Here is a 12,938-nt window from a genome sequence, read left to right on the forward strand (position 1 = left end):
CTGTTCAGGTGGTTTGCACCAAAGCCTGCAGCCACGTTGCAAAAGCATCCATGGTTGCACTTTGTGCGCGCGCCTTGGGACGGATCAGGGCGTAATAAGCGTTGCTTTGCAAGATACGCGGGTGGACTTTGTGCAGCGTGCCATTGGCCAATGCTTGTTCGGCGAAAATTGTCGGCAACAGCGCAATACCCAGCCCCGCCTGTGCGGCAGAAATCACCATGTCAAAATGTTGCACCCGTGGGCCTTGGGTGCGTTCAATCGGTGTGGCATCGGCACCGATAAACCAATCGTTCCACAATTCGGGCCGCGTTGCCAATTGGATCAGCGGATAGGTCGCCAGATCGGCGGTTGACAGAATAGTGCCGCTCGCGACCAGCCGTGGCGCGGCAACCATGATCAGCTGTTCATCAAGCAAATGCGCGACATCGGTGTCTTTGCGTGCCAGTGCCGCGCGCTGGATCGCGCCGTCAAACGGGCTGTCGGTAAAGTCGATCGGATGCAGCGTTGACGCCAGATCGATCGACACGTCAGGATGCGCATCCAAAAAGCTGGGCAAACGCGGGATCAGCCATGTCGCGGCAAAAGTGGGCAGAACCGCCAGCCGCAAGACATCGCCGCCTTTGCCAAAGGCCATCGCCATTTTTGCCGACCTTTCCAGCACGGCCAGAATATCGCGGGCATCATGCACCAAGGCGCGCCCTGCATCCGACAGGATCAGCCGTTTGCGCACACGGTGAAACAGCAACACGCCCAAACGGTCTTCGAGGGTGCGAATGGACCGGCTGACTGCACTTTGGGTCAGGTTCAGCGCATCCGCCGCCTGTGAAACAGACCCAAGATCGCTGCAATAGACCAATGCGCGCAACTCTTGGATGCTGGGGGTGTGATTAGACCGGTTTGCCATAATATGCGTGAAACTCATCAAGTGTGGAATATCTATCGTTACCAAAGATCGCGCAGGCTTGCTAGTGTCGCGCAAAATTCAAAGGAAGCCGAAATGTCGCTGAAAGCCAAAGACGCCCCCGATCTGAACCGGTTCAATTGGGAAGACCCATTTTCATTCGACGCGCAGCTCAGCGAAGAAGAGCGCATGATGCGCGACGCGGCAAAGGCCTATGCGCAGGATAAATTGCAGCCACGGGTGATCGCCGCCTACCGCGATGAACAAACCGATGCGGACATCTTTCGCGAAATGGGTGCGATGGGGCTGTTGGGGGTGACGATCCCCGAAGAATACGGCGGTCTGGGCGGGTCTTATGTGTCTTATGGGCTAGTCGCGCGCGAAGTCGAACGTGTCGACAGCGGCTATCGCTCGATGATGTCGGTGCAAAGTTCGTTGGTGATGTATCCGATCTATGCCTACGGTTCCGAAGAACAGCGCCAGAAATATCTGCCCAAACTTGCGTCTGGGGAATGGATCGGGTGTTTTGGTCTGACCGAACCGGATGCCGGCAGTGATCCATCCGCGATGAAAACAACGGCGAAAAAAACTGCCACCGGCTATATGATTTCGGGCGCAAAAATGTGGATCTCCAACAGCCCGATTGCGGATGTTTTCGTGGTCTGGGCGAAATCAGAGGCGCATGGCGGCAAGATTCGTGGCTTTGTGCTGGAAAAGGGCATGAAGGGTCTGTCTGCCCCAAAGGTGGGTGGCAAATTATCGCTGCGCGCCAGTATCACTGGTGAAATCGTCATGGACGGTGTCGAAGTCGGCGAAGACGCGTTGCTGCCAAATGTCGAAGGGTTGAAAGGGCCGTTTGGCTGTTTGAACCGTGCGCGTTACGGGATCAGCTGGGGTGTTCTGGGCGCGGCTGAGTTTTGCATGCATGCGGCCCGCCAATACGGGCTTGACCGCAAGCAATTTGGCAAACCTTTGGCGCAAACACAGTTGCAACAGGTCAAGCTGGCAAACATGTTGACCGAAATCAGCCTGGGCCTGCAAGCCAGCCTGCGGGTGGGGCGTTTGCTGGACGAAGCCCAAGCCGCGCCTGAAATGATTTCGATCATCAAGCGCAACAATTGCGGCAAAGCGCTCGATATTGCGCGCATGTCACGCGACATGCATGGCGGCAACGGCATTTCTGAAGAATACCAGATCATGCGCCATATGGTGAACCTTGAAACCGTGAATACCTATGAAGGCACCCATGATGTTCACGCCCTGATCATCGGGCGCGCGATCACGGGCCTACAGGCGTTTTTCTAAAACCGGCGCGTCAGGAAATCTATGATGTCACCATTGCACGGGCTGAAAGTTGTTGAATTGGCCCGTATCCTTGCGGGGCCATGGATCGGGCAGACGCTGGCTGATCTTGGCGCCGAGGTGACAAAAGTCGAAAGCCCCGGTGGCGACGATACCCGCACTTGGGGGCCGCCGTTTGTGGACCAAAACGGCCAACAGACGGCGGCGTATTTTTACAGCTGCAATCGCGGGAAAATCGGCCTGCGCGCTGATCTCAAAACGCCCGAAGGCATCGCCGCCGTCAAAGCGCTGGTGATGGATGCCGATATTTTTATCGAGAATTTCAAGGTTGGCGGGCTTGCGCAATACGGGTTGGATTATGCCAGTCTTTGCGCGCTGAACCCGCGCTTGATCTATTGTTCGGTCACGGGCTTTGGGCAAACAGGGCCTTTGGCGCATCTGCCCGGATATGATTTTTTGTTGCAAGGCATGTCGGGGCTGATGTCGGTGACAGGCGCGCCGGATGGTCCGCCGCAAAAGGTGGGTGTGGCTGTCACCGATATTGTGACAGGGCTTTATGGCACGATCGGTATTCTGGCTGCGGTCGAACAACGCCACACGACAGGCAAAGGCCAGCATATTGATATGTCCTTGCTGGATTGTGCCACAGCGCTTTTGGCCAATCAAAACATGAATTATCTGGTGTCGGGGCAATCGCCCACGCGCATGGGCAATGCGCATCCCAATATCTGCCCTTATGATGTTTTTGAAACTGCCGATGGGCATATCATTCTGGCGGTGGGCAATGACGGCCAATTCCGGCGCTGCTGCGATGTGCTGGGCTTGGGCGCAATCGGGCAAGACCCGCGGTTTGTGACAAATCAACTGCGCGTCAAACACCGCGACGATCTGTTGCCGATCTTGGCAAAGGCCGCCTTGGCGCGGCAATCGGGTGATCTGCTTACGGCCTTTTCGGCGCAAAATGTCCCCGCAGGGCCGATCAATTCGGTGGGCGATAACCTGTCAAGCGCCCACGCCAAGGCACGCGGTCTTGTCGTTGACCCCCAAGGCGTGAAGGGCGTGCGCACGCCGATCGTCTTTTCAGACGCAACCCTGACATTGGATCGCAGCGTCCCCGAATAGCGATTTTCGGGTGGCGCTCCCATGACGAACTTGTCCCATAATGCTGCCCTCCATTCCTGAGATAAGATCGCACCATCAAGCCATCGGATCGACCACCTAGGCGATAAATGTAAAGTCAGCCGTTGCCAAATCCACGACACCCGTCAATGTGGCAATCACAATCGCCGCGCCATCACCTGTACCGTCGGCGTCAAAGCTCAAGTCGCCCGTTGTCTGGTTGAACAGAAATGCCGCCTGAGCTGCGGTTGCCGACTGAGCCCCCGTGCCAGAGACAAATGCCACAAGCACAGACCCGGCAGCATCACCGTCGATGTCAAGGCTCACGCCACCAGCAGAATAAGCAACAAAGCCTGCAACACTCGCCAAGTCTGCAGCCGAGAATTGCAATTTGTCCGTGCCAGCACCAAAAGCCGCGCCATCAGCAATCGTGGTGAAGTTGGTGATGATGTCACGGGCTTCGTTTGCCACATCAGTGTAGACAATGGTATCTAGACCGGTTCCGGGTGTAACGGTGTCAGCGCCGCTCCCGCTTGTGATTATGTCGTTGCCCGCACCAGCCGTGATTGTGTCGTCGTCAGCACCGCCCATGATTGTGTCGTTGCCAGCACCGGCGGTGATGGTGTCGTTACCGGCGCCGCCCATAATGATGTCATCACCAGTACCGCTCGTAATGGTGTCGTTACCGGCGCCAGCTAGGATGATGTTGGTACCCGAACCGCCGGTGATTGTGTCATTGCCAGCGTCGGCCGTGACAATATAGCTGGCGGCACCGCCCGTGAATGTGCCATTCACGCTCTGCTCTACGTTTCCCGCAGCCAGCGTATAGCTGAGATTGCCCAGCGTCAGACCAGTCCCAACCAGTGCCGTGATCTGTGCAATCGTCGTGGCCGTGCCGCTCAGCGACACGGTCACATCTGTTGAGCCGAAATTGGCCGATCCCGCAACGATTGCCACAAGGCCGGCAACATCGGCCAGGTCTTGCGCGCCAAGCGCCTGCTGACCGTCAGCCAGCGTATAGCTGAGATTGCCCAGCGTCAGGCCAGTCCCAACGAGTGCCGTGATCTGTGCAATCGTCATGGCGGTGTCGCTCAGCGACACGGTCACATCTGTTGAGCCGAAATTGGCCGATCCCGCAACGATTGCCACAAAACCCGCAACATCGGCCAAGTTCTGCGCGCCAAGCGCCTGCTGACCGTCAGCCAGCGTGTAGGTCACCACACCGCTTGTGGCTGGTCCGATCAGCGTGAAATCGGCGATGGAAATGGCATCACCCGTGATGTCTAGGTCGCCAGACAAAGTGTTCGCCGCAAAGCCAGCCAAAGCCGCTGTCAGGTCGGATGCAGACCCGCTCAAAGCACCGGCCGTGGTATTGGCCCCTAGCGTGATCATGCCCGACGTCGCATTGTTGATGGCGATGAGCTGTGCCAGCGTTGCAGCCGCTCCGCCTGCTGTCAGCGTCACGGTGTAATTGCCATTAATTGCGAGAGTGCTTTCGCTCGCAATATTTGCCGCAATAACGGCCACAAGCTCGGCGCCGGTCCCGCTGATTGCGGTCACCTCGTTCGCATCAACCGCGATCCGGGTTTTCGCGGCAAGACCCGTCAAATCGGTCGCCGCAGCGACGCCTGCATCCAGAGTGATTGTAATCGCATCAGTCACCAGCGTCGTCAGGCCACCATCGGCCGCGTTCAACGCAGCCGCCGTCCCAGTGATCGTCGCGGTCACGACACCGCTTGTCGCGGCAGCAATTGCGTTCAAGCCATGCGCAGTGGTCGTGCCAGTTACCGCAATCGTCGCTGCCTGTGCAGTAACCTTGGTTCCATCGGTGACCAGCGCAGCTGTGACTTGCGATTCACTCCCGGTGATTACGACAGCGTTCGCGACTGTCACCGTGCCAGTCGTGGCTGCGCCAATCGCCGACAAATCCGTGACCGTGACAGCCACCCCGTCAGCATCTCTCAATTCAGCAGTGAAAGCCGCCGGCGCCGTATTAAAAGCAGCGAGCGCTTGGACGACGTTTGCCGCTGTTCCATTGATGGCGGTGAGGTCCGTACCGACGATGGTTCCATTTGCGTTACCAGCGGCAATCTGGGCAATTTGATCTGCACAGGCTACACCGGCAAGCGTTGTGACGCCCGTTACACCAAGACCGGTAACCACAGTGTCCTCGGCAAGACCGGTCATGATCAGATGACCAGCGCCCGTCACCGCCATGCTGCTCAATACGTCCGCAGAGGCGGTGAGCGTCAGACCGTCGACCTGAATGCCCGATACGTCAGTGTTGACCGCGGTGACGCTATTGGATGCAGCCGTTGTGAAACGCAGAACACCGTCCTGCATCGTCATGGCGACATCTCCATAACCTTCGGCAAGCTTGAAAACCTGGCTTGACTGCGCGATCAAACGAAAGCCCGGATCAGCGGTGCCGCCCCCATCAGTAACGCCAGTACCGCCGCCACTGGCAGCACCACTACCTGCATCGCCAGTATCAGTTGCCGGACGCGCGCCAGCGGCAACGCCCGCACCCGTATCAGTTTCACCCGATGATGCGGCCGGGGCTTCGCTTGCGGGGCGCACATTCGATGTCACAATCGACATCTGAGCAGTAATTTGGTCAGTCGTGACAGATGCGCCTGCGGCAGCAGTCACGGTGATATTCCCAGCAGCGCCAAAGAACTGTATCGTCTGGTTCTGCACCAAGGTCGCCAGCTCTGTTGCTTCTGCAATCGAGTTCACGACAATCTCGATCCGGCCTGTCACGTCATTGCTCACAAGAACGGGGATTTCGCGCACCTGTACCAGCGTCAGCTTTACGCCAGAGGCAACTTCGACGCGGGTCACACCTGTGATGCTCGCCAACGTCGCATCAAGGGTGCCGGACGTTACTTTCAAAGTTCCAAAGTCGTCAATCGTACTGCCAGCCTGCAGCGTGACCACGTCATTGGCGTCTGTGAATTTAAACTCCAAGATCCCCGCGCCATCAGCGTCGAGCAGAATGCTGTAAGCATTATTCGCGGCGTCCGCCACGCTCAATGTCGCGACTGCTGCGCTTGGAAGGACAAAACCATCCACCGAGGTTGCCGAATAAACACCGTCCGCGCGGGATATAATGAGGCTTGCTCCTCCGCTCTGCGCCGACGCATCATCATCCTCACCACATGCAGCCAGTAGCAGAGTTGATACCGCCAGCGATGACCCCTTGGCTGTCTTTTTGACAACATTGGATTTCAGCACCGCGTGGACCCGCGCTTGCGCGGACGCATTGTTTGCCACCTTGGCCTTGGATATCGCTGTGTCGGTTACATAAATTTTCGCGTCGTTTCTCATGATAACTTTCGGTCTTTAAATTTTTTTGCTGTTATTATCGGACCAAACTGACTGCCGCGTGCATCAACGACGTGCTGGAATGTCAGCACGTTTTGTTCAGCACCGCGCTGCCCATCACGCGGCGGCCAGGGGGATAGATTTTATATCGGCAACACCCGCAATCAGCGCTCGCAGCAAGCCACCCTTGCAAACGCAGAAAAAATGCTGAATAGTGTAAATCTGGCTGTTAGAACGTCAGCCACATCGCATTAAAATGATGCGATATGTCTTTTCCGTTTTATTTTAAATGCACATTAGGATCTGCCTTTGCTTGTTCCCTGGCAGGGCCTGACGCGGTCAACTTTGGTTGCTATGCTGATCATGGTGTAGAACCTCGTTATATACAGACGGTGTGAAAGCCTTGGAAAGGCAGTTAATTTAGAAACACCGATCGGTTATTAAGACAGATAAATCAGAATTCCTGATTGCCCGGCCTCCATCAGCATTTGTGGTAACAAAACCGCGCAGATGTGGAAAAGTGACCGATAAACCGTCACATTCGATCTGGTTTCCGGCAATGCCCTGCTCGCCGACAAAGGAAATAAAGTAATAGCTCAAAATTGATTCACATTTTTTATTCTACTCATAATTGAGGTAATTTTATTTACGATACTTTCTTTTGCTGAAATTTATGAATGAAATATTGAGGGTTTTATGAAGAATTCAGAAATTAGCGGAACCCAACTTATCGAGCAGCTTCGTTTCGCGTTTCATGCCCGACTACGCAGCCAAATATTAAAGAAAAATATCTCTTTATCGCAATTGGCCAGATCGAGCGGTATCAGCCGTTCGGTTTTATCAGGATATATGAGAGATGACCCTGCGCTTCCAAATACGGCTAACCTGATGCGACTAGCGCAAGCACTGGATTGTGAACCAGGTGCATTCTTTCCGATGACGTCTGCAAGCGAGCAGCGCAATTCAGTTTCGGACATTGTCAACATCAGCCTTGCCATGGTTGATGATAACCAATTGAAAGAAACACTAAGCAAGATCGCCGCCGCTACGGGCGAGTTTATCTATTATGTGCCCAACACGCTGCCAGATGCTCTCAAGACTGATGAGATATTTTCTTTTGAAGATCATGCAAACCCGAAAAGTGATAATCGGACATATATCGAAAAAATACGTTTGATGATTAGCCCGACGTTGAACGGGGTTATATTGATATCAGAGGAAACATTACTGGACCTTATACACCTACGCGGCATTTATGCCGGATTGTCAAAAAAGGTGTCTGATCAGCAGATGAACAGCCTTGTTGATGCATGCCATGAACAGTTTCCAAGTTGGCAAATCAAGGTATTCAGTCATCGAGATTTTAGAGTAAGTCCTTGCTTTCTAATTGGAAATTCTTTTCTGGTTCAGGAGTTCTTTAAGTACAATATTCAGATCGAAAGCGTACCCACCATTTTGGGGGTGCAGGCCAGTTTAAACACAATTCACCGCCTTGCGACCGATTTCCTGCACTGGGTGGAGCAGAATACACTCCCGCAAACCGATATCCAAAAGGTTTGAAAGCCTAAAATAGTTCGGATCATTTCTGTTCACGACTTTACGGCGCCAGCTCAACATCGGCGCGGGTCATTCGCCTGTGCGATGCAGATGTGATTGCAAGTGGCACATCCCGCCGTGGCCCTGGCACGAGATGAACGCACTCCATTCGCCCGCCTATTGCCCAAACTCGATCTTGCTATTGTCGGCACCGATGCAGATGCGTCGGGTCCGCCTTCACTTCGATCAAGCCGGGAGGGGAAACCAATAATACCAAGCAAACGAAAATATGCGCCATTGAAAAGAGCCATAATTTCAGCCCAAGCAGTAGTGCTGCGGGGCGACATCCGCCCAATTGCTGCCCACGTAGGCGGAAACTGCGGAGCCATTATTCAATAAAGTGCTGGCCGTCGCATTGGGCATCTGGACTTTACTTTGCACGCTCGAAGCAGGTGAGGCTTTTGACTGGCAGTTAGTCGTGCCGGTGAGGTCAAAGATCATGCCGCTATTTTAGGTTTTGCGCCCAAAATCAGACACGGCCTTTATAGACGATCCGCATATGCTTTGCATCGCGGCGCTGGCTGCATGATCCGCGCCGCGCTGAAGCTTTGAGCTGATCGACTATTGTTGCGCCCGGTAGCCGGACCAGCAAAGCAGCCACCGGCAGGCTTGTGTGATGGCCGTAGCGCAAAGCTGTGTCAGCACATTTTCTCTGACAAATCAGATGACACACCCAAAAACAGCAAGCAAACCCCTTGCGGGGATCTTGCCTAAAACCTTGATGATATGGGGTTTTTGGCTCCGACGGTAGGGATCGAACCTACGACCAATTGATTAACAGTCAACTGCTCTACCGCTGAGCTACGTCGGAACATGCGGTGCGTATAGCAATGTGATTCCGCCCCGTCCAGAGCGATTTGGCCGGTTTTTCAAATTCCTGTTACGGGGGGCAAACCACCTGGATGCAGGTGGAAAACGGCCCCTTCGCAAATACCGGGCGTGGCGGCAACGATGCTTTTGCCATGCAGGTCGATCAAATGCGCCAGCACGTTGCGTTCGGCAGCTTTGGCCAGAAGCGGCGACAGATCTTCATAGACAAATGCGGTCACATCCCGCGCTGTTGCAGGACCGGCGGCAAGGGCCGCCAGAATCTGCGCCTCGCGCTGCAAACGATGACCGATCAGCCACGCCAGCCGCGCCTGCGGGTCGAGGACAGGCGCGCCATGGCCGGGATACAAACAGGTGGCTGGCACGCCTTGCAGCTTGAGGCAGGAGGCCATGAAATCGGTCAGATCGCCATCGGGCGGCGAGACGAGAGAGCTGGCCCAACCCATGACATGATCGCCCGAAAACAACACATCACCCCATGCAAAGCATAAATGATTGCCGATATGGCCAGGTGTGTGGATCGCCGTTATCCGGCCCCAATCGCCGTGCAACCCATCACCATCGGCCAGCGTCCGGTCGGGCGCGAAATCGGGGTCGATACCTTCCCCGCCGCCGGTCAGCCCGCGCGCAGCAAGCATGGACATCACTGCACTGCGCCCCGCTGCCGGCCCACCAAAGCCGCAGATCGCAGCACCGGTTGCGGCGGCAAGGGCAGGGGCCAGCGCGCTATGATCCAGATGGCTATGCGTGACAAGGATATGATCAACCACGCGTCCACCGATGGCCTGCAGCACCGCGTCCAGATGCGCAGGGATCGCGGGGCCGGGGTCGATCACGACAATCCGGTCATGGCCCAGCAGATAGGTATTGGTCCCCGGTCCCGTCATGGCCGACGGGTTGGGCGCCAGCACCAGCGCCAGATCATCGCGCAAAGCCAGAACCGCCCCCGGCTGCGGCGCAAATTCTGCGGCGGTCTGTGTCATCGGGACTTTCCGGCGGGATCAATGCCCGATACCGTCGCATCATGACATTTCGCTGGATCAAAAACGCAATGCCGCGCGGGATTTACGCCCGTGCCGCGCTGATCCTTGTGTTTCCGGTGCTGTTTTTGCAATTGCTTGTGTCCGTGGTGTTTATTCAACGCCATTTTGACGGTGTGACGCGGCTGATGACAAGTGCAGTCAACATCGACCTGCAGTTTCTGATCGATACCGCCAATGAAGCAGAGACGGCACAGCAGGCGCGCGCCGCACTTGCGCCTTTGGGGTTGGCATTGCAAATCCGCACCGCTTTGCCCGCCACCCCGCCGCCCGACGCCGATATCAACCCTTTCGTTGATCTGACAGGCGCGACGGTGATCGACACTTTGCGCAGCGGGATCGATGATTTGCAGGTCGCGTCGCTCGAAGACCGCGGGCGCGTGGTGTTGTGGGTCGGCACACGCCATGGCCTGCTGGAAATGGATCTGTCGCGCAGGCGCATGTCTGCGTCCAATCCGCATCAATTGCTGGTGATCATGGTGGTGATGGGCGCGCTGATGACGGTGGTGGCCTATATCTTTCTGCGCAACCAATTGCGCCCGATCAAGCGGATGGCGCAGGCTGCCGCCGATTACGGCAAAGGCCGGATCACGCCCTTTACCCCCACCGGGGCGGTCGAGGTGCGCGCCGCCGGCATGGCCTTTCTGGACATGCGCAACCGGCTGGAACGCCAGACCCAAAGCCGCACGATGATGCTGTCAGGCGTGAGCCATGATCTGCGCACGCCGTTGACCCGTCTGCGGTTGGGCCTGTCGATGCTGGACGAGGCCGAGGCGGCTGATCTGTTGCGCGATGTCGATGATATGCAAAAGCTGCTGGATGCGTTTCTGGATTTCGCGCGCGATGATGCGGCCGATAATCTGGAACAGGTGGTGCCTGCCGCGATCCTGCGCGAGGTGCTGCATGATGCCGCGCGTATGGGCCAGAATGTCGGGCTTGCCGCGATCGAAGGGCCGGAACGCGCGATCAACCTGCGCCCCTTGGCGATCCGGCGCGCGCTCGACAATCTGGTGGGCAATGCGCTGCGCTATGGCAACCATGCGCTGGTCGGTGTCAGCGTGACCGAACGCGCTGTGCGGTTCTGGGTCGAAGATGACGGGCCGGGGATTCCGCCTGAATTGCACGAAGACGCGGTCAACCCATTCGTCCGGCTTGATCCCGCGCGCAACCAAGACAAGGGCAGCGGCGTCGGGCTGGGCCTTGCCATCGTGTCGGACGTGGCGCGCAGCCATGGCGGCGTCCTGCGGTTGGGCAAAAGCACGGTGCTGGGCGGGCTGAAGGCGGAACTGGTCATCAGTCGCTAGGATTGTTTGCCTAAAAAAGTGGCAGTTGCACATATCAGTGGTATTTCTGCGTGGTGTAATCCTTGCAGTCTGATCAGAACCCCGTAGGCTTTTGCTATGGATAACGATCAAGCACATTTCGACGAAATGCTGGGGGCCACCGGCGCCCGCCCACCCTATGCCGGCTATGACGCGTGGTTCAACGCACAGGACCGTGCGCGATTGGCCAAGAAAGCCGCCGAGGCAGAGGCGTTTTTTCGCCGCACCGGCATTACCTTTAACGTCTATGGCCAGTCGGATGCCGAAGAACGGCTGATCCCGTTCGATCTGGTGCCGCGCATCGTGTCGAGCAGTGAATGGGCGCGCCTGTCGCGTGGCATTGAACAGCGTGTCCGCGCGATCAATGCGTTTTTGTATGACATCTATAACCGGCAAGAGATCCTCAAGGCGGGGATCGTGCCGATTGACCTGATCGCCAAGAACGCGGCCTTTCTGCCCCAGATGATGGATTTCAACCCGCCGGGCGGCGTTTATACCCATATCGTCGGCACTGATATCGTACGCACTGGCGAGAATGATTTTTATGTCCTCGAAGACAATGCGCGCACGCCTTCCGGTGTCAGCTATATGCTGGAAAACCGCGAAACCATGCTGCAAATGTTCCCCGAGCTTTTCAGCAAGATCAAGGTCAAGCCGGTCAGTGATTACCCCAAATCCCTGCGCCGGTCGCTGGAAGCCTCTGCGCCATCCACCTGTGAAGGGCGGCCTTGCGTCGCGGTTCTGACCCCGGGCATTCACAATTCGGCCTATTTCGAGCATAGCTTTCTGGCCGACCAGATGGGTGTGGAATTGGTCGAAGGCCATGATCTGCGCGTGATCGACGGCCATATTGCGATGCGCACGACGCGCGGCTACCGGCAGATCGACGTGCTGTATCGCCGTGTCGATGATGATTTTCTGGACCCGATGACGTTTAACCCGTCGTCGATGCTGGGCGTGCCGGGGATCATGGATGTTTACCGCGCGGGCAATATCACCATTGCCAACGCACCCGGCACAGGCGTGGCCGACGACAAGGCGATTTACAGCTATATGCCGGAAATCGTTGAATTCTACACCGGCGAACGCGCGATTTTGAAAAATGTAGAAACGCATCGCTGTTCCGAACCCGATGCATTGAAATATGTGCTGGAAAACCTTGCCGATCTTGTCGTGAAAGAGGTGCATGGGTCGGGCGGTTACGGCATGTTGGTGGGGCCCGCCGCCAGCAAAAAGGAAATCATGGCTTTCGCGGCCAAGCTAAAATCAAACCCCGGCAATTACATCGCGCAGCCCACGCTGTCGCTGTCCACAGTGCCGATCTTTACCAAAAAGGGCCTTGCGCCGCGCCATGTCGATCTGCGCCCCTTTGCGCTGGTGTCGCCCGGTGGCGTGAATATCACGCCGGGCGGGCTGACGCGGGTCGCGCTCAAGGCTGGGTCGCTGGTTGTCAATTCCAGCCAAGGCGGCGGCACCAAAGACACATGGATATTGGAAGACTGA

The 12,938-nt window shown here is 56.5% G+C and carries 8 protein-coding genes and 1 tRNA gene; 5 read left to right on the top strand and 4 right to left on the bottom strand.

Annotated elements, in window-relative coordinates; all coding sequences use genetic code 11:
• Positions 1-4 precede the first annotated feature (4 nt).
• Entirely contained in the window at positions 5-904 is a 900-nt protein-coding gene (locus tag SKA53_RS04085) for a LysR family transcriptional regulator (RefSeq protein ID WP_007204793.1), read from the bottom strand.
• A 93-nt stretch (positions 905-997) separates the two neighbouring features.
• On the opposite strand from SKA53_RS04085, the gene SKA53_RS04090 reads away from it, so the two are divergent.
• Together SKA53_RS04090 and SKA53_RS04095 are read left to right on the top strand one after the other, a co-directional pair.
• Complete coding sequence (locus SKA53_RS04090; protein ID WP_007204794.1) at positions 998-2,206, top strand: acyl-CoA dehydrogenase; 1,209 nt, start codon at positions 998-1,000, stop codon at positions 2,204-2,206.
• Between the two features lie 24 nt (positions 2,207-2,230).
• Entirely contained in the window at positions 2,231-3,325 is a 1,095-nt protein-coding gene (locus SKA53_RS04095) for a CaiB/BaiF CoA transferase family protein (RefSeq protein ID WP_040483116.1), read from the top strand.
• Positions 3,326-3,421: 96 nt separating this feature from the next.
• On the opposite strand, the gene SKA53_RS04100 is transcribed toward SKA53_RS04095, so the two are convergent.
• Positions 3,422-6,352 carry a beta strand repeat-containing protein gene (locus SKA53_RS04100; protein WP_207327917.1) on the bottom strand — a complete coding sequence of 977 codons (2,931 nt, stop codon included), beginning with the start codon at positions 6,350-6,352 and terminating at the stop codon, positions 3,422-3,424.
• A gap of 993 nt (positions 6,353-7,345) precedes the next feature.
• On the opposite strand from SKA53_RS04100, the gene SKA53_RS04105 reads away from it, so the two are divergent.
• Positions 7,346-8,209, top strand: a complete 864-nt coding sequence (locus tag SKA53_RS04105) for a helix-turn-helix domain-containing protein (RefSeq protein WP_081440114.1) — start codon at positions 7,346-7,348, stop codon at positions 8,207-8,209.
• A gap of 772 nt (positions 8,210-8,981) precedes the next feature.
• Here SKA53_RS04105 and SKA53_RS04110 read toward each other — a convergent pair.
• Both SKA53_RS04110 and SKA53_RS04115 read right to left on the bottom strand, forming a co-directional pair.
• Positions 8,982-9,056 (bottom strand) — tRNA-Asn (locus SKA53_RS04110).
• A 58-nt stretch (positions 9,057-9,114) separates the two neighbouring features.
• Positions 9,115-10,056, bottom strand: coding sequence for an MBL fold metallo-hydrolase (locus tag SKA53_RS04115; RefSeq protein WP_007204798.1), 942 nt, complete (start codon positions 10,054-10,056; stop codon positions 9,115-9,117).
• 41 nt (positions 10,057-10,097) lie between these two features.
• On the opposite strand from SKA53_RS04115, the gene SKA53_RS04120 reads away from it, so the two are divergent.
• Complete coding sequence (locus SKA53_RS04120; RefSeq protein WP_007204799.1) at positions 10,098-11,417, top strand: ATP-binding protein; 1,320 nt, start codon at positions 10,098-10,100, stop codon at positions 11,415-11,417.
• 96 nt (positions 11,418-11,513) lie between these two features.
• On the top strand, positions 11,514-12,938 hold the full coding sequence (locus SKA53_RS04125) for a circularly permuted type 2 ATP-grasp protein (protein ID WP_007204800.1): 1,425 nt from the start codon (positions 11,514-11,516) through the stop codon (positions 12,936-12,938).

Source organism: Yoonia vestfoldensis SKA53 (assembly GCF_000152785.1).
Lineage (GTDB): Bacteria > Pseudomonadota > Alphaproteobacteria > Rhodobacterales > Rhodobacteraceae > Yoonia > Yoonia vestfoldensis_A.

Coding starts and splice junctions, on each gene's coding strand:
- SKA53_RS04090 (WP_007204794.1), top strand. CDS start 998: ATGTCGCTGAAAGCCAAAGACGCCCCCGATCTGAACCGGTTCAATTGG.
- SKA53_RS04115 (WP_007204798.1), bottom strand. CDS start 10,056: ATGACACAGACCGCCGCAGAATTTGCGCCGCAGCCGGGGGCGGTTCTG.
- SKA53_RS04105 (WP_081440114.1), top strand. CDS start 7,346: ATGAAGAATTCAGAAATTAGCGGAACCCAACTTATCGAGCAGCTTCGT.
- SKA53_RS04095 (WP_040483116.1), top strand. CDS start 2,231: ATGTCACCATTGCACGGGCTGAAAGTTGTTGAATTGGCCCGTATCCTT.
- SKA53_RS04085 (WP_007204793.1), bottom strand. CDS start 904: ATGGCAAACCGGTCTAATCACACCCCCAGCATCCAAGAGTTGCGCGCA.
- SKA53_RS04120 (WP_007204799.1), top strand. CDS start 10,098: ATGACATTTCGCTGGATCAAAAACGCAATGCCGCGCGGGATTTACGCC.
- SKA53_RS04125 (WP_007204800.1), top strand. CDS start 11,514: ATGGATAACGATCAAGCACATTTCGACGAAATGCTGGGGGCCACCGGC.